This window comes from Undibacterium sp. CCC3.4, assembly GCF_034347425.1.
In the GTDB taxonomy this organism is placed as follows: Bacteria; Pseudomonadota; Gammaproteobacteria; order Burkholderiales; family Burkholderiaceae_D; genus Undibacterium.
Genome location: NZ_CP133779.1, coordinates 69748 through 90089, shown reverse-complemented (window position 1 = coordinate 90089; position 20342 = coordinate 69748). Strand labels below are relative to the sequence as shown.

Annotated in this window: 21 protein-coding genes; 15 read left to right on the top strand and 6 right to left on the bottom strand. The window is 52.4% G+C overall.

Going from position 1 to position 20342, the window contains the following annotated elements; translation table 11 throughout:
• Position 1: 1 nt before the first annotated feature.
• A complete protein-coding gene (locus RHM61_RS00465; RefSeq protein WP_322249187.1) occupies positions 2-541 on the bottom strand; it encodes a DUF2147 domain-containing protein in 540 nt (179 codons plus the stop codon).
• Positions 542-753: 212 nt separating this feature from the next.
• Between RHM61_RS00465 and RHM61_RS00460 the strand changes: the two genes are divergently transcribed.
• Both RHM61_RS00460 and RHM61_RS00455 read left to right on the top strand, forming a co-directional pair.
• Positions 754-1503 (top strand): response regulator, encoded by a 750-nt coding sequence (locus RHM61_RS00460; protein ID WP_322249186.1) that lies wholly within the window; start codon positions 754-756, stop codon positions 1501-1503.
• Entirely contained in the window at positions 1497-2852 is a 1356-nt protein-coding gene (locus tag RHM61_RS00455; RefSeq protein WP_322249185.1) for an ATP-binding protein, read from the top strand. Before RHM61_RS00460 ends, RHM61_RS00455 begins: the two co-directional genes overlap by 7 nt.
• A gap of 188 nt (positions 2853-3040) precedes the next feature.
• Here the strand turns inward: RHM61_RS00455 and RHM61_RS00450 are convergent, their stop codons facing one another.
• Entirely contained in the window at positions 3041-4366 is a 1326-nt protein-coding gene (locus tag RHM61_RS00450) for an MFS transporter (RefSeq protein WP_322251149.1), read from the bottom strand.
• 271 nt (positions 4367-4637) lie between these two features.
• Between RHM61_RS00450 and RHM61_RS00445 the strand changes: the two genes are divergently transcribed.
• Positions 4638-6776 (top strand): ATP-binding protein, encoded by a 2139-nt coding sequence (locus RHM61_RS00445; protein WP_322249184.1) that lies wholly within the window; start codon positions 4638-4640, stop codon positions 6774-6776.
• Complete coding sequence (locus RHM61_RS00440) at positions 6773-7372, top strand: response regulator transcription factor (protein ID WP_322249183.1); 600 nt, start codon at positions 6773-6775, stop codon at positions 7370-7372. Before RHM61_RS00445 ends, RHM61_RS00440 begins: the two co-directional genes overlap by 4 nt.
• Positions 7373-7769: 397 nt before the next feature.
• Here RHM61_RS00440 and RHM61_RS00435 read toward each other — a convergent pair whose 3' ends face one another.
• Positions 7770-8867 (bottom strand): porin, encoded by a 1098-nt coding sequence (locus RHM61_RS00435; RefSeq protein ID WP_322249182.1) that lies wholly within the window; start codon positions 8865-8867, stop codon positions 7770-7772.
• 566 nt (positions 8868-9433) lie between these two features.
• Here RHM61_RS00435 and RHM61_RS00430 point away from each other — a divergent pair.
• The 9 genes from RHM61_RS00430 (at position 9434) to RHM61_RS00390 (ending at position 16734) form a co-directional block, all read left to right on the top strand.
• Positions 9434-10429, top strand: a complete 996-nt coding sequence (locus RHM61_RS00430; protein WP_322249181.1) for a sugar ABC transporter substrate-binding protein — start codon at positions 9434-9436, stop codon at positions 10427-10429.
• Positions 10430-10510: 81 nt separating this feature from the next.
• Positions 10511-11470, top strand: coding sequence for an ABC transporter permease (locus RHM61_RS00425; RefSeq protein ID WP_322249180.1), 960 nt, complete (start codon positions 10511-10513; stop codon positions 11468-11470).
• A 2-nt stretch (positions 11471-11472) separates the two neighbouring features.
• Positions 11473-12267, top strand: coding sequence for an ATP-binding cassette domain-containing protein (locus tag RHM61_RS00420; RefSeq protein WP_322249179.1), 795 nt, complete (start codon positions 11473-11475; stop codon positions 12265-12267).
• Positions 12260-12715: an RbsD/FucU family protein gene (locus RHM61_RS00415; protein ID WP_322249178.1), complete on the top strand. Its 456-nt coding sequence runs from the start codon at positions 12260-12262 to the stop codon at positions 12713-12715. The genes RHM61_RS00420 and RHM61_RS00415 overlap by 8 nt, the downstream gene beginning before the upstream one ends.
• A 205-nt stretch (positions 12716-12920) precedes the next feature.
• A complete protein-coding gene (locus RHM61_RS00410; protein ID WP_322249177.1) occupies positions 12921-14090 on the top strand; it encodes an ROK family transcriptional regulator in 1170 nt (389 codons plus the stop codon).
• 94 nt (positions 14091-14184) lie between these two features.
• On the top strand, positions 14185-15126 hold the full coding sequence (locus RHM61_RS00405; RefSeq protein WP_322249176.1) for a PfkB family carbohydrate kinase: 942 nt from the start codon (positions 14185-14187) through the stop codon (positions 15124-15126).
• A 254-nt stretch (positions 15127-15380) separates the two neighbouring features.
• The gene (locus RHM61_RS00400) at positions 15381-15626 is read left to right on the top strand and encodes a type II toxin-antitoxin system prevent-host-death family antitoxin (protein ID WP_322249175.1); all 246 of its coding nucleotides are present in this window, start codon (positions 15381-15383) and stop codon (positions 15624-15626) included.
• Positions 15626-15838 (top strand): hypothetical protein, encoded by a 213-nt coding sequence (locus RHM61_RS00395; RefSeq protein WP_322249174.1) that lies wholly within the window; start codon positions 15626-15628, stop codon positions 15836-15838. The genes RHM61_RS00400 and RHM61_RS00395 overlap by 1 nt, the downstream gene beginning before the upstream one ends.
• 215 nt (positions 15839-16053) lie before the next feature.
• On the top strand, positions 16054-16734 hold the full coding sequence (locus RHM61_RS00390; protein ID WP_322249173.1) for a type 1 glutamine amidotransferase domain-containing protein: 681 nt from the start codon (positions 16054-16056) through the stop codon (positions 16732-16734).
• Positions 16735-16809: 75 nt separating this feature from the next.
• On the opposite strand, the gene RHM61_RS00385 is transcribed toward RHM61_RS00390, so the two are convergent.
• The 3 genes from RHM61_RS00385 to RHM61_RS00375 form a co-directional block, all read right to left on the bottom strand.
• The gene (locus tag RHM61_RS00385) at positions 16810-17148 is read right to left on the bottom strand and encodes a type II toxin-antitoxin system HicB family antitoxin (RefSeq protein ID WP_322249172.1); all 339 of its coding nucleotides are present in this window, start codon (positions 17146-17148) and stop codon (positions 16810-16812) included.
• Positions 17149-17434: 286 nt separating this feature from the next.
• Positions 17435-17686: a type II toxin-antitoxin system HicA family toxin gene (locus RHM61_RS00380; RefSeq protein WP_322249171.1), complete on the bottom strand. Its 252-nt coding sequence runs from the start codon at positions 17684-17686 to the stop codon at positions 17435-17437.
• A 100-nt stretch (positions 17687-17786) separates the two neighbouring features.
• Entirely contained in the window at positions 17787-18677 is an 891-nt protein-coding gene (locus RHM61_RS00375) for a LysR family transcriptional regulator (RefSeq protein ID WP_322249170.1), read from the bottom strand.
• Positions 18678-18802: 125 nt separating this feature from the next.
• On the opposite strand from RHM61_RS00375, the gene RHM61_RS00370 reads away from it, so the two are divergent.
• Together RHM61_RS00370 and RHM61_RS00365 are read left to right on the top strand one after the other, a co-directional pair.
• Positions 18803-19669, top strand: coding sequence for an MBL fold metallo-hydrolase (locus RHM61_RS00370; RefSeq protein ID WP_322249169.1), 867 nt, complete (start codon positions 18803-18805; stop codon positions 19667-19669).
• Positions 19670-19712: 43 nt separating this feature from the next.
• A complete protein-coding gene (locus tag RHM61_RS00365) occupies positions 19713-20330 on the top strand; it encodes a DsbA family protein (protein WP_322249168.1) in 618 nt (205 codons plus the stop codon).
• Positions 20331-20342: the final 12 nt, after the last annotated feature.

Here is a 20342-nt window from a genome sequence, read left to right as displayed (position 1 = left end):
ATCACTCGATACGCGTCCATATTTGTTCCCTGCCATTCGCCGGACTATCTTTGTAGGCGAGAATGCGCAGCTCGGTGGCGCTTGCCAGGCTGATCAGGCAATGATAGGTTTCACCGTTGGCGCGATTAAAGATGTGGCCTTTCCACTCTTGCGAAGAGACTTGGCTCAGGCCACTTAAGACCTGTAAGCCTAGGGCCGAGGTGGCGGTATTGTTGTTTTCATGTACCTTGACGACGGTGCCGCATAAATTCTGGCCGCAGGTGGCAAGCTCAATTTCCAATTGGCCGCTCTGGCTTAGCCAGTGGCCGAGTTGCGGTGCGTTTTGCAAGGCTAGCTGTTGCTTGGCCGCGCGGAACTTGCATTCCAGCTCGCGATCGCTGTCGTTGCAAAGATACGTGCCATCGGCTTGCGCCTGTTTCAATTCTTCTACTACCTGAGCGCGGCTCTTGCCTTCCACCGCCGGTGCGGCCGCCAGTGCGCTACCGATGACTGAGAACGAGGCGCAGAACAGCATTGCTGTTAACAAATTTTTTCCAGACATGACAAACTCCATACAATGAGAGGGGGATCGAAGTTCCGCACCAAGCTCAATGATGCAAAAGGTGGCGGGGTGGCGCTATTACAAACCGCGCGTGTATCTGCCATGTGTTTGGTAAGGGCAGATTTGCAAGCCCATGTATCTGGGCAGCGGGCAGATACATGGGGATACAAATACGCCGTCTTTGGCATGTTAAATCGGATATAAAGCAAGCTATGGAAGCACTGGATCACTTACTTATCGTCGATGACGATGCCGATATTCGCGAGCTGCTGTGTATTTACCTGCAAAAAAATGCGTATAAGGTGAGCACGGCGGCCAACGGCAAACAAATGCGCCAGGCCTTGATGCTGGGCGGCATAGACTTGATCGTACTCGACCTGATGCTGCCGCAAGAAGATGGTCTTAGCCTCTGTCGTGCGCTGCGCGCCAGTGAGCACCGGCATATCCCGATCTTGATGTTGACTGCCTTGGCGGAGGAAACCGATAGGATAGTCGGGCTGGAAATGGGTGCCGATGATTATCTCAGCAAACCTTTTGCCTCACGTGAGCTGTTGGCGCGCGTGCGTGCGGTACTGCGGCGCACGCGCATGCTGCCGCCGAATTTGCGTGCCAGCGCCGCGCCGCCCTTACTGGTCTTTGGCGATTGGCGGCTCGATACACAGGCGCGCCATCTCCTTGATAAAGACGGCACGCTGGTCAGCTTGAGCGGTGCCGAATACCGCTTGCTGCAAGTCTTGCTGGAACATCCGCATCGGGTATTGAGTCGCGATCAGTTACTCAATTTAACGCAAGGTCGGGATGCCGATATGTTTGAGCGCTCCATCGATTTATTGATCAGCCGCTTGCGTGTGCATTTGCAAGACGATGCGCGTGAGCCGCGTTACATCAAGACCATGCGCAGCGAAGGCTATGTGTTTGCCTGCACCGTCAGCGCCGCCAGCACTGGTGATACAGCATGCTGACCGGCATCAGGCACATCACCCGATATCTGTGGCCGCGCTCCTTGTTTGGCCGAATCAGTCTGATCTTATTATTTGGCTTATGCGTGGCGCATATACTGTCGTTTGGCATGATCGTGTACGAACGCGATCAGGCCAGCAAGGCTACCATGTCTTATTATCTCGGGCATGATGTGGCCGGCTCTATCGCCATGCTGGAACGCTTACCGGCAGAAGAAAGAGCCGTGTGGCTGCCGCGACTGGATCGTAACAATTACCGCTATTTTTTACGCGCAGGCGAACCCGCATCAGCACATGTAGCGGAGAAATCAGCCGATACCACCTTGGCAATCGAGGTGATGCAGTCCGTGCGTGCTGCCCTGGGGAGTGGCTATACGGTGATACCTGGTTTCTATCTGGATGCGCAAGCACGCAAACACATGAACCTCCATCTGAACTTGTATGACGGTACGCCAGTGAGTATCGACATGGTCTCGAGCGGCTTGACTTATTCAAGCTGGCTGCCGCTGATTCTGGTAGCACAATTATTGATATTAATCGCTTTCAGTTGGCTGGCAGTACGCCTGGCGACCCGCCCATTGGCGCAACTGGCCGCGGCAGCCGATCGTGTATCGCCCGACCGTAGCACGGATTTATTCCCTACCGATGGCCCACTGGAAGTGGCTAAAGCTGGCATTGCTTTTAATGCTATGCAGCAGCGTATCAGTACGTATTTGAGCGAGCGGATACAAATTTTAGCCGCGGTCACGCATGATTTACAAACACCGATCACGCGTATGCGCCTGCGGGTAGAAATGTCAGATGAGGAAGGGCATAAAGATAAACTCTTGCGCGATCTGCTCGCTATGCAGAGTTTGGTGGAGCAGGGCGTCGCGTATGCGCGCGCCCATCAACTCGGACAACAGCCCAAGGAAAAAACTTACAGCCTTGATCTCGACGCATTGCTGCGCAGTTTGGTCAACGATTATCAAGATGCTGGCCACAGCATCGCTTTGACTGCGCAATTGGGTCGACCGCTGCGCAGCGCACCGCATGCCTTGAAGCGGATACTCAGTAATCTTTTAGATAATGCTTTAAAGTTTGGCAGCGAGGTAGAGATCGTGGTGCAAAATTTGGCAGCAGATCACATTGCTATCGCGGTCTTGGATCGCGGCCCGGGCATTCCGGCAGCAGAGCTTGCCGCAGTATTGCAACCCTATTACCGGGTAGAAAATTCTCGCAACCGTGATACCGGTGGCAGCGGCTTAGGTCTGGCAATTGCACAGCAATTGAGCCTGGCATTGGGCGGCTCGCTACATCTAAGCAATCGTGAAGGTGGTGGCTTGCTTGCTGAGTTACGCTTGCCTGGCTGATTGCGAGCGAGTGACCGGTGGGTACTCCGCAGGATTGTATGTGGTTGCAGGGACCTTAGCTGTATCGGCGGTGCTTACCTTATTGTTGAGTAGGAAGGGAAGGCAAACGACGCTAGCTAGGCCAGTCACATCGCCTTAGCAATGACCAAGGCTTTACCAAGGCCCTGGTAGTTTTGTGAGATAGACTATCAACGACTGGCAGGGCCGACGTGATCCAAATTAATCTGCGAAGTGTTAGCCGTATCACGCATGAACCAGCAGACCAATAAAGTACAAGAAATCACTGCCGTCACATACCAATAAAAACCGCTTTCGAGTTCTACTTTTTTGAACCAGAGCGCGACGTATTCTGCCGTGCCACCAAAGATCGACACCGCGAAGGCATACGGGACGCCGACCCCGGTGGTGCGTATTTCTACTGGAAACATCTCGGCTTTGACCAGCGCATTAATCGAGGTGTAGCCAGAGACGATCATCCAGGCACAGGCAATGAGAAAGAACGCTTCCCACGGTCCTTGCGCATGACGAATCGCGCTCAGCAGTGGTACTGTCAGCAGCGTACCCAGTAGCGCAAAACCGAGTAGCAAAGGGCGTCGTCCGATCCGATCCGATAAGGCACCATAGAGCGGTTGCAAGCACATAGCAAAAATTAAGGAGGCAGCCGAGACCGCAGTGGTCTGGGCATCCGACAGACCGACCGACAGGCGTAAGAACTTTTGCATGTAAGTTGTGTACACATAGAAGGCCAGGGTGCCGCCCATAGTGAGACCAATCACGAGTAATACTTCGCGTGGGTATTGCGCTAATTGACGCAGGCCGCCCATTTTTTTGTTTCTATTGCGTGCCGCTTCAAACGATGGCGTTTCTGGTAAATCATGGCGCATTCTCAAGGCTAATAAGGCCAAGCCCGCTCCCACTACAAATGGAATCCGCCATCCCCAGGCACGCAATTGTTCGGTACTTAAAAAATAATGTTGCAGAACCAGAAGTAATAACAGGGCTAATAATTGTCCACCAATCAAGGTCACATATTGGAAGCTGGCATAGAATCCGCGATGCTTGGAATCTGCCATTTCAGACAAATACGTGGCACTGACACCGTATTCGCCCCCAAGACTTAAGCCCTGAATCATACGCGCAGCTAATAGCAGCAGTGGTGACCAGACCCCCACCATGGCATAGGTGGGGGCGCAAGCGATCAGTAAAGAACCAAAGCACATCAGCAGTACCGAAGCCATCAAGGCACTGCGCCGGCCAAAGCGGTCACCGACATAGCCGAACAGGACACCGCCAACAGGGCGAATGAAAAAGCCTAAAGCAAAAATGCCGGCCGTCGACATCATCTGCGCGGTGGCGTCTTGTGCCGGGAAAAACGAATTGGCAAAGTATAAAGAAAACGCTGCGTAGCAGTAAAAATCAAACCATTCGACTAAATTGCCGGCCGAGCCCACCAAGATAGCGCGTAGCCGGCTCATGCTGATCGCTTCTTTGTCGGTGTTACCCGGCCGTGGCATAGCCGGTTGATCTGGATGGGGCGTCTGCGCTTGGGCAGGCGCTGCGTCGATGTGGGTCGCGTTCATTGATGTCTCCGTTGCCGTGATAGGTATTTTATTTTTTTCTACCATCCTAGTATTCACAAAATTGTGCTCTGACGTATCCGCATGATGCACCCCTCAGGCCTCCGTAGTTTTACGGAGGGAGTAAATAAGTAAGCACTTTCAATGCAACAGCCGCTATGATCGCTGCACCTGTCCTTTTGCAACTCGCACGTATCATCATTCCAGCATGCGCTTTCATTTTCTCCTTTCTTGGCGTCGTCATTACCGGTGGTGCTTGTTTGCGCTGGCCAATGTGCTGCTCATTGTATTGGCCGGACAATGGATGGAGGCACGCGAGATCGCCAGCAAGACAGTATCGATTGAGCAATCGGCTAAAGCGCAGGTTTTAGGCTTGCGCGGCATCGTTGAAAAATACGACTACCTTCCGTTTGCTGCTGCACAACATCCGGATGTCATTCAGCTTTTGCATGAGCCGACTGATCCGGCCTTAACCGCGCAGGTCAATCAATACTTTTCTGCCCTGAAAGCGGAAGCTGGTGTTGCTGCACTCTATGTGATCAGTGTGTCAGGGGTTACGTTGGCGGCGAGTAACTGGAATACGCGTGAGAGTTTTGTTGGGCAGTCGTATCAGCAGCGTCCGTATTTTGAAGATGCGCTGTCCGGTCGCACCGGTCTGTTTTACGGGCTGGGGTTGACCACGGGGGCATCCGGCTTGTTTATTGCCAAGCCAGTGCGCTCCGGCTCGAAGGTCATTGGAATTATGGTAGCGAAGCTGAGTCTCGATGCCTTGGAACGGGTTTGGACAAAAAGTGTCGAACCCTTGGTGTTGCAGGATAGCCGAGGGATCGTTTTTCTCAGTTCTGTGCCGGCCTGGCTATATCAAAGCAGAAGCCCACTGGGCCAGACGGATCTGCGCTGGTTACAACTGCATAGTCAATATGGCAGCGCCCGACACGATGCGGTCTTGCCATGGCAAATAGAGAAGAATGCTCACACACCAGAGTTTGTATTGCGCGCCAGAGTTAACGGCCAGCGCCGTTCCTACCTCGCCTCCGAAACCTATCTGCCGGAACTAGGCTGGACCTTGATCGTTACCAGTGATTTGGAGGATGTCAGGCAGGCCAAGCTGGCAGCCATCCTCATTGCCAGCTTGCTGAGCATTGTGGTATTGCTGGGCATATTGTATTGGCACCTGCATCAACGCCGCTTAATCGAGCAGCAGCAAGCCAGAAGAGAATTGGAACAGCGGGTACTCGAGCGTACGCACGACCTGCAAGAAGCCCATGCGTTTCGTAAATCGATGGAGGATTCGCTGTTAGTCGGGATGATTGCCCGTGATCATTCGGGAAAAATCATTTATGTCAATAATGCCTTTTGTGACATGGTCGGCAGCGACCGCGATGCTTTGTTAAATTGCCAGCCGCCTTATCCGTATTGGCATCCGGACGAGCTGGAAAAACATTGGCGCAATAATGAACAACTCTTGAATGGCCACTCTGCGCCCCATGGTTTCGAGTCGAGAATTCGGAATCGTGCCGGCGAAGACAGGTACATTATGGTGTACACCGCAGCCTTAATTGATTCCAATGGTGTTCGGCAAGGCTGGATGAGTTCCATCGTCGATATCACGGTACAAAAGCGCATTAAAGATGGCCATCATGAGCAGGAACGAAAACTGCAACGCAGTGCCCGTCTGGCGAGTCTTGGTGAGATGGCGTCGACGCTGGCGCATGAACTCAATCAGCCCTTAATGGCGATTTCTAACTTCGCCTTGGCTGCTCGAGCGATGGCGCACGACAGCGTGCCACCAATGCTGGGCTCGGCGCTGCAGGAAATTGTCGCGCAGTCGAAACGGGCCAGCGACATTGTCAAGCGTGTGCGGGCATTGATCAACCCGCAGCGTGGTGCGTATGAAATTGTGTCTATACACGCCGTCATCAGCGATGCATTAGCGATGCTACAACATGAGATTCAGCAAACCCAGACGCTTGTGACAACGGAGATCGAGATTGCGCTGCCAGCTACCCGCGGCGACAAAGTATTATTGCAACAAGTGCTGATTAACTTATGCCAGAATGCCATGCAGGCGATGGAAGCTTTGCCGTTGACCCAACATCGTTTGACTGTTTCGGCAAAGCAGGTCGGGCGCACGATACAGGTGCGTGTCGCTGACCTTGGGCCGGGGATTGCTGCGCATTTAGTCGAGCAAGTATTTACCTCGTTTTTCACCACGAAGCCCGATGGCTTAGGCTTGGGCTTGAATATTTGCCGAACCGTTATTGAAGCGCATGGCGGCCGTATTTTTGTGGAAAACAAGGACGAGGGCGGTGCCGTTTTTTTATTTACTTTACCGATCAGCCAATGAATGAGACACCCTTGATGCTGTATGTGGTGGACGACGATGAGGCGCTGCGTCGTTCGTTGCATATGTTACTTTTTTCTCAGGGCTTGCCGGTTCAGAGCTTTGATACCGGCGAGTCTTTCTTGGCCACGGTTGATCACCGCAAGCCTGGTTGTGTGGTGCTTGATCTGCGCATGGCGGGGATCAGTGGCTTATCGGTATTGGCAGAATTAAAGCTGCGCCATAGCCCACTCGTGGCCTTGTTTTTGTCGGGACATGGCGATATTCCAACCGCGCTGGAAGCCGTTCGTTTAGGTGCCTACGATTGGATAGTCAAACCCGATGTTGAGCAGTTGTTAGAAAAACTGCCGAGTGCGATCAGCGAAGCCCACGCGCGCGCGCATGCCTTGCAGCGCTGGAGCGAGCTGACTGTGCGCGAACGCGAAGTCGCACGTCTGGTTTGCCTTGGGTACAGCAATAAAGACATCGCCCGACAATTGCTGCCTCCGGCCGGGCCGCGCACGGTAGAGACTCATCGTTCCAACATCTTTGATAAATTAAATTTGGCGAATGCGAATGAGCTCAGCCGTTGGCTGAGTTTGTACAACTGGTTAGATTGAGATTATGCCGCCACTGCAAGTGGCGTAATTGCCTTGGTGATTGCCTTATCGGCGATGCGTGTCTATCTTTTTTACACCTGAAACACCGTATACCTCGTCATTCCTGCATGTCACAGCCGCGTCATTCCCGCATGCTTTTGGCGGGAACCCAGTGTCGTTTTTAACACTGAAAACGTCATCATTTCTGACATTTTCAGTGAGCCACGAACGTCGCTGGATTCCTGCCAAAAGCGCGCAGGAACGACGTTACGGGCGGCTGGGTGGATGCGTAATCGACCTGGCCTGCTCTCGCCTCATCATTCCTGCGCAGGCAGGAATCCAGTGGCACGTCAGTGCCTTCAGGGTAGGAGGGTCGATCAAGGGCACTTTTTTTCTGTGAAATTTGCAGTTTGCTTAATTAAAACGAGTGCGAGATACCGCTGAAGAATGCGCTTGGGTTTGCACCGGCAGCAGCGGTATTCGGGTTGTTAAAGTCCATGTTGAAATTGCTCAGCGCGCTGTTATGAACGTTGGCTAAAGCCACATACAATAAAGTCCGTTTTGACAAGCTGTAATTGGCACCGACCACGATTTGGCTGGCGCTGCCTACGTGTTGATTGACCTTGGCATGGTAGGCGGCACCAATGAGTGTCAGTGCTGGGCTCAGGCGGTAGTTAAGGCCTAACCAATACTGGCTGGTTTTGTCCGGCTTGCTTTGGCTGACTGCCACGGTATCGGGGGCCGACAGTGATTGATAACCGACATAGAGTGTCAAGTCATCCAATTTGGCGGTACCACCGAGCGTCAATTCATTTGAGTATTGATACAGGGAGCTGGCGCGGCCTTTTGCATCTTTGGCAAAGTCATACATGGCGGTGACGGTGTAGTTATTGAACGCATAATTCAATGCGATGCCACCGGTGCTGTTGGCGCTGGTCGAGCCGGCCACTTCGCCTAAGCCGTAAGTAACTTGTACGGAAGCACCGCCAAATTGTGGTGAGATGTAGTTGATGCCATTGTTGTAGGTAGGCCAGTTGCGTCCCTTGACCAAGGTCGCTGTACCTGACCACATCTGGCCGGTCGGATCGAGGCCCCAAACCTGATCGCTGGGCAGGGTTAAATCGCGGCCCAGTTTCAGCGAACCGAAGGCACCACTCAAGCCAACCAAGGTGCGGCGCGAGAAGATGGTGCTCGAGCCACCGTTGTTGGCACCATTTGCGCCGGAAAAGCCATTTTCGAGTAAGAACATGGCTTTTAAACCATTTCCTAAGTCTTCTTCGCCTTTAAAACCTAACAGACTGGTACCCCAGACATTGCCGCCTATGCTGCTGGTGGTACCGAGTACGCCAGGCGTGGCGGTGGCCTGATTGGTGGTCAGCATGACGCCGTCAACCAGGCGCCCGTAGATAGTGACATTGCTTTGTTGTGCGTAGGCTTGCGTCGCCAACAGGGAGCTCATTGCCAGGGCAGTGCCCAGAGCGCGCGCCAATGGGAAGTGGGTGGATGGTGTTTTCATATTGTCTCCTGAGTGTATGAGGGTGTTAAGCCTGATTAAATTGGTCATTCCGCACAGCGTCATGCCAAATTTTTATAAGAAATGTTTTTCGTTTGAGCCTGTGAATGTATTCGACTCGGCCAAAAAACAGCTTCTTTAATTAATAAACCAAATTGATTTATTAATTAAATGTACCATTTATTTTTTTAATTGCTAAAAATTTTCGCGAAAAAAAAGCGGTATATAGTCTAAATGTCACATAGGTGCAACATTGCTGCTCGGTATGTAGGCTCCGGTAGCGAGCCAAAAAGATCAGTTTCAAGCTGCTGATTAGGCTTTTTACTACGCGCTGTGTCTTGTCAGGCAGGGTGTTGTTCGCGGAAACGGGAAGGCGGGGGAGTTTACTTGTCAGGCGGAGAAAATCAGTGCGATGATTTATTTATAATTAATAAAACTACTTGATTTAATAAATTGACCGAGCTATATTGCTGATCAGCGTAATGCTGACACGAATAAAATCAGAACACCTGTATCGTTCATCGCTTAGTTGCTGCGCTAAGACATATATAAAACTCAAGGAGACCTACATGAATTTGCAACATAGCATCTCATTAGCTGTATTGACCTGCGTCGCAGGAATCGCCTGCGCTGCAGAGCAACCTGTGATCGGTTTAATTACCAAAACAGAAACCAATCCTTTTTTTGTCAAAATGAAAGAGGGCGCGCAACTCCGCGCCACGGCCTTGGGCGCGAAATTGCTGACTGCTGCGGGTAAAAGTGATGGCGATAATGCCGGGCAAGTAACGGCGATTGAAAATATGGTGTCTGCCGGTGCGAAAACTATTTTGATTACACCGAGTGATGCCAAGGCAATTATTCCTGCCATTAAAAAAGCCCGTGATAAAGGCGTGATGGTGATTGCTTTGGATAGTCCGACTGCGCCGCAAACGGCCACCGATGGTTTGTTTGCCACTGATAATTATCAGGCCGGCATCTTGATCGGGCAGTATGCGAAAGCCAGTTTTGCTGGCAAGCCGGTAAAAATTGCCATGCTCGATTTATTTCCTGGTCATCCGGTTGGCATTACTCGTCATAATGGCTTTCTGAGTGGCTTTGGTGCCAGCGGTATCAGCGCTGCCACCACGGATTTGCTTAAAACGGCCGATGTTGTTTGCATGGCCGACACCTATGGTGACCAAGGCAAGGGGCAAACTGCGATGGAAAACTGTCTGCAGAAAAACCCTGAAATTAATTTGGTCTACACCATCAATGAACCTGCCGCGGCAGGTGCTTACAAGGCCTTGAAAGCCGCCGGTAAAGAGAAAACGGTCATGATTGTGTCGGTGGATGGCGGTTGTGCCGGCGTGCGTGATGTTAAAGCCGGTGTGATCGCCGCAACTTCGCAGCAGTATCCGATGAGAATGGCGGATTTAGCGGTGGAAGCCGGTGTGACTTACGCTAAAACAGGTAAAAAAGTCGCTGGTTATACCGATACCGGCGTGACCCTCATCAGCGACAAAGTAGTTGCTGGCGTGGAGAGTAAAGATACCGCTTTTGGTCTCGGTGCTTGCTGGGGTAAATAAGCTGGAATAGTAAGTAAAAGTGGCGCTGCAGGTGCAGCGCCACTTTTTAAGCAGTCGCTCGTTCGTTAAGGATAACGTGGTATGAAATTGAATCTCAAAGAACATCTTCCGCCGCTTTCGGCGCTCGGTCCGATTATTGCCTTGCTGGTAGCAAGTATTTTCTTTACTTGGCAGTCCGAGCATTTTTTCAGTGGCCAAAATTTTTCCCTGATCTTGCAGCAGGTGATGGTCGTCGGCGTGATTGCGATTGGCCAAACCTTGATCATTTTGACTGCCGGGATAGATTTGTCCTGCGGCATGATGATGGCGCTGGGCTCGATTGTGATGACGAAATTCGCTACCGATCTGGGCATGAATCCCTATCTGGCGATTCTATGCGGTATGTTGGCTTGCGTATTGATAGGTTTCCTCAATGGTGCTTTGGTGACGATGGTCAAGCTGCCACCATTTATTGTCACGCTCGGTACGATGAATATTGCATTCGCAGTGACGCAGCTGTACTCCCACGCGCAAACGATTACTGACATCCCTGAGATGATGTCGTTCTTCGGCAATACCTTCAGCATCGGTCAAACCACGGTCACCTACGGTACGGTTTTGATGCTCGCTTTGTATGGCTTGACTTGGTTATATTTACGCGATACCGCACCGGGTCGGCATATTTATGCCATCGGCAATAATCCTGAAGCTGCGCGTTTGACTGGTATTGCTACCGGTAAAATTATGCTCGGCATCTATATGATGGCGGGCTTGTTTTATGGCGTCGCAGCTTTGCTTTCTGTGGCACGTATGGGGGTCGGTGATCCGCAAGGCGGGCAGACCGATAATCTCGACAGTATTACGGCCGTTGTTCTCGGTGGTACCAGTTTGTTTGGTGGTCGTGGTTCGATTTTGGGCACCTTGATCGGTGTGCTCATCGTCGGGGTATTCAGGAATGGTCTGACCTTGATGGGTGTGCCTTCGGTGTATCAGGTATTGGTGACCGGCGTCTTGGTGATTTTGGCGGTTGCTACCGATCAACTCACACATAAAAAAGGTTGAAAATGAGCAAGCATAATTCTTCCGTTATTTTTCAGGCGAGCGGACTGACCAAGCGTTACGGCAGCGTCACGGCGCTCGATGGGACTGATTTTGAATTGCGGGCCGGTGAAATTTTAGCTGTCATTGGTGATAATGGGGCGGGCAAATCGTCCTTGATCAAAGCCTTGTCGGGTGCGCTGATTCCTGATTCTGGTCAGATGTTACTCGATGGCCAGACCGTGGCATTCAAGTCGCCTATTGATGCGCGCCGTCACGGTATCGAAACGGTCTACCAGGATTTGGCCGTGGCACCGGCAATGACGATTGCCGAAAACTTGTTTCTCGGCCGTGAATTGCTGCGTCCTGGCTTGTTGGGCAAGTGCTTTCGCATTATCGACAAAAAACGCATGTTGGCCGAAGCGGTTGGCCATATGAAGGATTTGAAGATCGGTATACGCTCGATGAAGCAGGCGGTCGGCACTTTGTCCGGCGGCCAACGTCAAGGAGTGGCGGTTGCTCGCAGTACGGCATTTGCCAAGCATGTGGTGATTCTCGATGAGCCCACCGCCGCCCTCGGGGTGAAGGAGGGGAATATGGTGCTGGAAATGATACGGCGTGTGCGTGACCGTGGCTTGCCGGTGATTTTGATCAGCCACAATATGCCGCATGTGTTTGAGATCGCTGACCGCATCCATATTCAGCGTTTAGGCAAACGCGTGGCGCTTGTCAATCCTAAAAAAATCAGTATGTCGGATGCGGTCGCGGTGATGACTGGCGCGAAAAACCCTCAAGACCTGCCTGAGGATGCGCATGCTTAAAGGAATCAACCCACTGTTGTCTGCCGATTTGCTGAAGATTTTATGCGAAATGGGGCATGGTGATGAAGTCGCCGTGGTCGATGCCAATTTCACCGCGCGTTCGCTGGGGCGGGGCAAACCTATCATTGAGTTGCCGGGCAGTGATTTACTCAGTGCCTGCGACGCCGTGCTGTCGGTGTTTCCACTCGATGCGGCGGTCGCACAACCGGTGGCGTATATGCAGGTGTGCGAGTCGCCGGACGGCTATTTGTCCGAGACGCAAGCGAACATCGTGAAGCTGTTAAGTCGCAGTGCATTAGCTCAAGCGGCACAATGTCAGGCCACCGAACGGTTTGCTTTTTATGAACGCGTGAAACAAGTGTATGCCATCGTGCAGACCGGTGAAATGCAGCCGTATGCGAATTTTATCTTTAAAAAAGGCGTCCTCACTACGCTGTCGCCGGTGTGATGAATTGTTTCCTCTTGCTTGTCAGACCGAGCTTTGGCTCAGGCTGGCAAGTTTGGCGACATGGCATGGTGTAGAATGCCCACTCACTGCAATGATGCATTTCGGATAAAAAACCACGCTTATGCAAGACGTCATGACCGACCCGACAGATGCTCAATCCGATGAAATAAAATGGTTGCGCCCACGAGGTTCCAACCAGGTCGGAATGAGTCAATTCAATGAACGCATTGTTCTTCAGGCGATTCGCACCCGCGGCAGTATGCCTAAGGCTGATTTGGCGCGCTTGACTAATCTGAGTACGCAAACCGTCTCGCTGATCATTAACCGTCTGCTCGACGAAGGTTTTGTGCTCAAGCAGACACCGATCCGTGGCAAAGTCGGCCAGCCTTCGGTTCCCATCGTGCTTAATCCCGATGGCGCGTTTTCTATTGGTATCAAGATAGGTCGGCGTGGTTTGGATTTGTTATTGGTTGATTTTGTCGGTCAAGCGCGCGAGCGTTCTTCGTGGTCGTACCCGTTTCCCGATCCCGATACCTTGTTTAAAGATATAGAAGTGCAACTCAATACCATGTGCGCGCGGCTGGGGCCAACGCAATTGCCGCGTCTTTCAGGCATAGGTATTGCCGCTCCGTTGGCGCTGGGAGGCTGGCAAAAATTGCTGGACATCACGCCGCAGCAAAATAATAAGTGGGACCAGATCGATATCTTGTCGCGCATTGAAGCCATGACCGAGTTGCCGGTAGAGTTTGCCAAAGACACGGCGGCCGCCTGCGTGGCAGAGTTGGTTTCCGGGCGTGGACGCAGTATCAAAAGTTTCTTTTACTTATTTGTCGATACCTTTATCGGTGGTGCGCTCGTGCTCAACAGTCATTTGCATGGCGGTTTGCATGGCAATGCCGGCGCGGTCGGTTCCTTACCGTTGGCGATTTCGCATGCCGATACGCGCACGGCACCGGAGCAGTTGCTCAGTGCTGCGTCGCTGTTTAATTTGGAACAATTATATGCCGCCTCCGGCTTGGACCAGAGTGCCTCGTATGATGAACGAGCATTACAGGAACCGTGGCTGACGCACACCGGTGCTTGGCTCGATGACGCCGCGCGTGCCATCGCGTTTGCCATCATCAGTTCGGTGTGTTTTTTGGATTTGGAAAGTATCGTGATCGATGGTTCGCTGGACCGTCTGTTATTGGAAAAGCTGCTTTGTGAAGTAGAAAAGTCTTTGGATTTGTACCGTTGGGAAGGAGTGTTACGTCCGCTTATTCTGGCCGGTACCATCGGGCCGGACGCCCATGCCATCGGTGCGGCCTTACTTCCTTTGTATGCCAATTTCGGACCTGACCGCGATTTGTTTTTAAAAAATACCCCTAATACTTAATCGTGCCACCTGTGCTCTGATGTTTTGATGCTCGCTTGCCTGTGCGGGCAAGCAGATCGACAGACCGGTGGCGGTACCATATCTGGAGAAGAAAATGATAGTCACTTTTGGTGAAGCACTGGTTGATATGATAGAACAAGAAGATGGCCGCTTTGCCGCTATCCTCGGTGGTTCGGTGTGTAATTTTACTTTGGCTGTGGCCCGTCAAGGCATGGCCGTCACCTATCTCAACCCTTTTTCCATCGATACCTTCGGCGATCGTTTTACCCATCATTTGCGTGGTGCCGGTGTCAGCTTGGCGAGCCCGACCCGTAGTCTGCAGCCGACCTCGATCGCGGTGGTCACGCTCAATGAGCAGAAACTACCGACCTATGCATTTCACCGCGCTGCCGTGGCTGACCGCGATATCACGGCAGAGCAAGCCTGTGCGGCCTTGCCGTCGGCGATGACACTGTTACACACCGGTGGTTTGACCTTGGTGCCGGACGAAATTGAAAAAACGCTGCAGATTGTCCGCGCTGCCGGCAAAGCCGGTGCGATTATCTCTATCGATGCCAATATGCGTCCTATGGTGTGCCCTGATCTGACTGCCTATGCTGCCGGAGTACGGAAAATGTTAGCGCTGGCGGATATGGTCAAGGTCAGCGATGAAGATTTGCGCCATCTGGGCTTGCAGCATGCCGAACCGATCGATGCTGCACGCACGCTGTTTCTTGATTCCAACATCAAATTGATTGCTCTGACCTTGGGTGAGCATGGCGGCATTCTGCTCTCGCGCACTGAGCATGTGGCGCAGGGAATACCGGCCGGTGTTAGCGTGGTCGATACGGTCGGTGCCGGCGACAGCTTTTGGGCTGGCTTGGCTGCGAGTTTGCAGGGTGCTGGGCACTTGTCGGTAGCGGGTTTGTCTACGCTCAATCAGACTGCGCTGGAAAATGCCTTGCGCTTTGCCATTGCCACTGCGAGTTTGAACGTCATGCGCGCTGGCTGTAATCCGCCTGACAGCGCGGAAGTGGCGGCGTTTTTAGCGCGCTGAAGTGTGATCGCCGGGCTATTCTTGAGATCTCAGTCGCACATTCCTTGACATGTAAAGACTGGTCTATATATTGGTTTATTATCATAAAAAATCTGACTAGGGTTTGAAGCCCCGGCCTTCAGAGGCTGTAGCAAAAGCCTGATGGACGCTTTTTTACACCTGAAACACCGTATACCTCGTCATTCCCGCGTGCTTTTGGCGGGAGCCTAGTGTCGTTTTTGCACTGAAAAAAGTTGTGAGGCAGGAGAAAGATCATGCATATCGAAATTGGGTCTTACGAAGCGAAAACAAAATTACCCGAATTATTGCGTGCCGTGCAGTTGGGTCAGCGGTATACGATCACACTGCGCGGCGAGGCAGTCGCTGACTTGATTCCAGTAGAAGCAGCGCAAAAAAATGAAGTCGCAGCGGGGGTTGCTCAAATGCAAAAATTAATGGCATCGTATCCGCCATTGTTAGGAATCGACACGAAAGCACTGATTGAGCAAGGCCGCGACTGATGCGTTTCGTTCTCGATAATTCGGTGACGATGCGCTGGTTGTTCGGTGATGGTTCAACTGGCGATCAAGTTTATGCCAATCAGGTATTGGCGGTGATCGCTAAGGCCAATGTGGTGGTGCCAAGCGCTTATTTGCTGCGTGAAACGATCGTGTACACGCTCGCAAGCAGGAGGCTGATCTTCAGCTTACCCGATGAGCGAATACATTTCTGAAGCACATTCTTCATAATTTACTAGACGACCGGTCTAATATTGGATATAGTATCAACGCTGACGCCGTGTACAACAGCATCTGCGTCGCCAATTCTTCACTGTTTCTTCACACGGAGTGGGAGACACAGCCAGTGTATTGGAGTATTCTTTTACGCATGCAGGTTAGACGACTGGTCTACTACTTGTTATGAACAATTTTATTCAGGAGCAAGAAAATGAAAAAAGTATTGATGGTATTGACTTCGCATAGTGAACTTGGCAACACCGGTCGTAAAACTGGTTTTTGGCTGGAAGAGTTGGCCGCACCGTATTACGTTTTTAAAGATGCCGGCGTGGAAGTCGTGTTGGCGTCACCGCTCGGTGGACAACCGCCGCTCGATCCTAAGAGCGATGAGCCAGACTTTCAAACCGAACAAACCAAGCGCTTCACTGCCGATTCACAGGCCAATGCGCAATTGGCGGCGACGGTGCGCTTGGACTCGTTGTCGCAAGCCGATTTCGATGCAGTCTTTTACCCAGGTGGTCACGGTCCTTTGTGGGATTTGGTGGCCGACCAGCATTCGATCGCACTGATTGAGTCTGTCATCGCCGCCAACAAGCCGGTAGCACTGGTTTGCCATGCACCTGGGGTACTGCGCGACGTCAAAACAGCGGCCGGTCGTCCTTTGGTTGAAGGTAAAAAAGTGACGGGCTTTACCAATACCGAAGAAGCGGCCGTCGAGCTGACCGACATCGTGCCGTTTCTGGTCGAAGATATGCTTAAGGCCAAGGGTGGCATCTATTCCCAAGGCCCGGATTGGGCTTCCTATGTCCTCATCGATGGCTTGTTGATCACCGGACAAAACCCGGGTTCCTCAGCGGCCGCGGCAGCCTTATTGTTGCAGCAACTGAGCTGAGTAGAGATGTCAGCACTCCCGTGCTTCTTTGCTTGAGAAGCGCGGGGCTGCGGTTGCAGCGATCAGCTCATCGATTTATGCAACTGCCGATTGTTTGTATATAATTGCCTCACCGATCCAAGCGTTGAGGCTTTTTCCTTCAGCTTGAGCGGCGATGGCCGCACGCGCGTGAACTGCCGGTTCTATGCGTACCAGAAATTTTCCAGAGTAGGTTTTTTGTGGCTTTCTGCCTAGTTTTTTGCATGTGGTAAGGTAGTCTTCGACTGCTACAGCCATGGCGGCGCGCAGTTCGCTCACAGATTGGCCGTGAAAACCGATGACGTCATCAATGCCTGCGAGTCGGCCGGTGAAGAGCGCATCCTCGTCCGAGTAGTCAATCTTGGCTAAATAGCCTTTGTGCATCATGATGTTCATATGCTCACTCCTGCCTTTATCGGATTTGCGCGTAAAACCCCGTCGTTCAGAGGCTGTCGCAAAAGCCTAATGGACGCTTTTTTACATCTGAAACACCGTACACCTCGTCATTCCCGCGTGCTTTTGGCGGGAACCTAGTGTCGTTTTTTACACTGAAAATGCCACAATTTCTGGCATTTTCAGTTAACCACGAACGTCGCTGGATTCCTGCCAAAAGCACGCAGGAACGACGCGGCCACCAGTCGGGGTAATGATACCGACTGAAAACCCTTTTGCGACAGCCTCTTTAGGGCGGGGAGGATGTCAAAAGAAATTCTCTGGCATCGCGTACTTGATAGCGTTTCGCCTCTTTTTCCGGGTGCGGGCGATGAAAAGTAGCGACAACGTCATTTAATTCAAACCGAACCCGTGAACCATTTCCTTCGACGGTGATTGCGCCACAAGCTATGAACAAGGCTTCAATCTTGCGCCATTCAAGTGCAGCGCTGACCGGATCGGTGAAAATATCAGCGAGGGTACTCAAGTGTTTGCTATTCATGACTGCTGAATGATACTATATAATGATACTGCTGATTGATTGCAGAATCAAGCCGTGATGCTGCCGACCGTATTCCAGCCTATTCCTCCCGTGCCCACCACTACCACGCTGCCGTAGCAAAGCGCTGAACCAGAAAATCAAGCAGCGCTCTGACGGCCGGCGATAAATGTTTGCGTGATGGATAGAGCGCATAGATACCCATGTCTGGCAAGTTCCAATCGGGCAGCACAACTTGCAAACTGCCATCAAGCAGGTGCGGATTGGCCAGGTAGGTCGGCTGCAGCGCGATACCACCGCCGGCCAAAGCCGCGCGTAACAAGGCGGTGGCTTCGTTGGCGCTGAAATTGCTGGCCACCGCGACTTCCATTTGTTCTTCGCCACGCTGCAGTTTCCACACGCTTTGACCGAAGTTGGCATAGCACAGGCAGCGGTGCGCCGGCAGATCGGCCGGCATCGCCGGGTGACCATGCTGTGCCAGATAGGCCGGTGCCGCAACTAACACCGAGGTGCATGGTGCCAGCAGCCGACCGATCAAGTTGGGGTCGGGCGTGGCGCTGATGCGGATGGCCAGATCGATACGCGCTTCGACCAGACTAAGCGCGCCTTCGCTGGCATTCAGATCAATTTTGAGTTGCGGATAGAGTTGCAGAAATTCTACGATTGCCGCCGCTATCTGGGCATAGGCCAAAGAAACACTGCAAGTGATGCGTAATTGTCCGCGCAAGGCGGCATCGCGACTACAGGTTTCCTCTTCGACGTGCTGCATCAAGGCTAACATTTGCTGGCTGCGGCGCAGACAGTTTTCACCGGCATCCGTGAGCGTGACGCTGCGCGTGGTGCGTTGTAACAAACGCGCATCGAGCCAGCGCTCGAGTTCGCCGACATAGCGTGTCACCATGGCACGCGACATGTCGAGTTTATCGGCGGTTGCGCTGAAGCTTCCACTTTGCGCAACTTCAGTAAATACTTGCATGGCTGTCAGTCTATCCATGATTTGCTCGATTTAAGAAACAGTGATCGGCAGATTATGCCATTTATCTGTTCGATTAAAGCAACTATAGTCTGATTCAACGCTGCAAGGCGTTCCCTTCTAACGAGCTGATAGGAATTGATCATATGCTACGCACCACACTTTTCGCGGCCTCGCTGGCCCTTGCTTCGCACGCCAGTCTGGCTGCTGCACCGTTGACTGTGCAAGTTTATACTGCCGATGCCGGTAGTTTCAACGTCAATGCCACGTTGGTGTATGGCGAAACCGAAGCCATCGTGATCGACAGCGGCTTCACGCGTGCCGATGCGCTACGTATTGCCGCCAAGGTGCTCGATAGCGGCAAGCAATTGCGCACCATCTACATCAGTCAGGCTGACCCCGACTATTACTTTGGGGCGGAAATCTTAAAAGTGATTTTCCCCCAGGCCGATGTGGTGACGACGCCGGCTGTATTGGAAAAGCTGGCCGCCAAGATGCAGGCTAAGCTGGCCTTTTGGGGGCCGAAAATGGCTACCAATGCACCGCATGCACCGGTGCTGCCACGTGCCTTGTCGGCGCCCTTTCTCCAGCTCGAGGGGCAAACCATAGAAATTCGCGGCACCAGCGGCATCTTGGCGCATCGCCCGTATGTTTGGATTCCCGCTATCAAAACCATCGCCGGTAATATCGCTGTGGTCGGCAATGCCCACGTATGGACGGCAGACACGCAAACTGTCGCCGAGCGCGCTGCTTGGATCGCGCAACTCGATGAGATGGCGGCCCTCAAGCCGGAGATCGTGGTGCCGGGTCACATGGCGGCCGGAACGAAAACCGATGCCAGTGCGATCACTTTCACCAAGGATTATCTGCAAAGCTTTGAAAAAAATCTCGCTGCGAATAAAGATAGCACCGGCTTGATCAAGGCCATGCAACAAGCTTATCCACAGCTCGGTACTGGTACCATGTCCTTGGAAATTGGTGCCAAGGTCAATACAGGCGAAATGAAATGGTAGTGCTTGCCGCCATCTATTTTGACGCAAAAAATTGGGAAATGACATGATGTTAAGCACGCTGACTTATTTGTTTGATCCCTTATGCGGCTGGTGTTACGGTGCCGCACCCGCCATTGAACGTTTGGCGCAACAAGCGGGTTTTCTCGTACAGTTGTCGCCTACCGGCTTATTCGCTGGGGCTGGCGGGCGCATTATGGATGCTGGCTTTGCCGAAATCGCTTGGTCGCATGACTTGCGCATTGCTGAGAAAACCGGCCAAGTTTTCAGTCAAGCATATCGCAGCCAAGTGCTGGGTCAACATGGCAGTCGTTTCGATTCGGCTTGCGCGACATTGGCACTGACGGCGGTTTCTCTGACGGCACCGCAGTATGAACTGGCAGCCTTGAAGCATTTTCAACTGGCGCGCTATGTCCGTGGATTGGACATCACGGACTTGCGAGTGGTGACGGTACTGTTGAACGAGATCGCTTGTGTTGCGGCGGCTGAACGTCTGGCACAAGCTGATGCAGAGCTGAATTCGGTCAATTATGCACGCATGCAACATTCACAAGCGTTGATACGTAGCTACGGTATGACTGGCGTCCCGCAAATCATCATCAGTGATCATACCGGCAGCCGTTTGGCCGATCCGGAAATCTTGTGGGGCCAGCGGGCCAAATGAACATTGGGCTGA

Excerpts from the sequence above, each read along its gene's own strand:
- RHM61_RS00465 (WP_322249187.1), bottom strand. The coding sequence starts at position 541 with ATGTCTGGAAAAAATTTGTTAACAGCAATGCTGTTCTGCGCCTCGTTC.
- RHM61_RS00460 (WP_322249186.1), top strand. The coding sequence starts at position 754 with ATGGAAGCACTGGATCACTTACTTATCGTCGATGACGATGCCGATATT.
- RHM61_RS00455 (WP_322249185.1), top strand. The coding sequence starts at position 1,497 with ATGCTGACCGGCATCAGGCACATCACCCGATATCTGTGGCCGCGCTCC.
- RHM61_RS00450 (WP_322251149.1), bottom strand. The coding sequence starts at position 4,366 with ATGCCACGGCCGGGTAACACCGACAAAGAAGCGATCAGCATGAGCCGG.
- RHM61_RS00445 (WP_322249184.1), top strand. The coding sequence starts at position 4,638 with ATGCGCTTTCATTTTCTCCTTTCTTGGCGTCGTCATTACCGGTGGTGC.
- RHM61_RS00440 (WP_322249183.1), top strand. The coding sequence starts at position 6,773 with ATGAATGAGACACCCTTGATGCTGTATGTGGTGGACGACGATGAGGCG.
- RHM61_RS00435 (WP_322249182.1), bottom strand. The coding sequence starts at position 8,867 with ATGAAAACACCATCCACCCACTTCCCATTGGCGCGCGCTCTGGGCACT.
- RHM61_RS00430 (WP_322249181.1), top strand. The coding sequence starts at position 9,434 with ATGAATTTGCAACATAGCATCTCATTAGCTGTATTGACCTGCGTCGCA.
- RHM61_RS00425 (WP_322249180.1), top strand. The coding sequence starts at position 10,511 with ATGAAATTGAATCTCAAAGAACATCTTCCGCCGCTTTCGGCGCTCGGT.
- RHM61_RS00420 (WP_322249179.1), top strand. The coding sequence starts at position 11,473 with ATGAGCAAGCATAATTCTTCCGTTATTTTTCAGGCGAGCGGACTGACC.
- RHM61_RS00415 (WP_322249178.1), top strand. The coding sequence starts at position 12,260 with ATGCTTAAAGGAATCAACCCACTGTTGTCTGCCGATTTGCTGAAGATT.
- RHM61_RS00410 (WP_322249177.1), top strand. The coding sequence starts at position 12,921 with ATGAGTCAATTCAATGAACGCATTGTTCTTCAGGCGATTCGCACCCGC.
- RHM61_RS00405 (WP_322249176.1), top strand. The coding sequence starts at position 14,185 with ATGATAGTCACTTTTGGTGAAGCACTGGTTGATATGATAGAACAAGAA.
- RHM61_RS00400 (WP_322249175.1), top strand. The coding sequence starts at position 15,381 with ATGCATATCGAAATTGGGTCTTACGAAGCGAAAACAAAATTACCCGAA.
- RHM61_RS00395 (WP_322249174.1), top strand. The coding sequence starts at position 15,626 with ATGCGTTTCGTTCTCGATAATTCGGTGACGATGCGCTGGTTGTTCGGT.
- RHM61_RS00390 (WP_322249173.1), top strand. The coding sequence starts at position 16,054 with ATGAAAAAAGTATTGATGGTATTGACTTCGCATAGTGAACTTGGCAAC.
- RHM61_RS00385 (WP_322249172.1), bottom strand. The coding sequence starts at position 17,148 with ATGAACATCATGATGCACAAAGGCTATTTAGCCAAGATTGACTACTCG.
- RHM61_RS00380 (WP_322249171.1), bottom strand. The coding sequence starts at position 17,686 with ATGAATAGCAAACACTTGAGTACCCTCGCTGATATTTTCACCGATCCG.
- RHM61_RS00375 (WP_322249170.1), bottom strand. The coding sequence starts at position 18,677 with ATGGATAGACTGACAGCCATGCAAGTATTTACTGAAGTTGCGCAAAGT.
- RHM61_RS00370 (WP_322249169.1), top strand. The coding sequence starts at position 18,803 with ATGCTACGCACCACACTTTTCGCGGCCTCGCTGGCCCTTGCTTCGCAC.
- RHM61_RS00365 (WP_322249168.1), top strand. The coding sequence starts at position 19,713 with ATGATGTTAAGCACGCTGACTTATTTGTTTGATCCCTTATGCGGCTGG.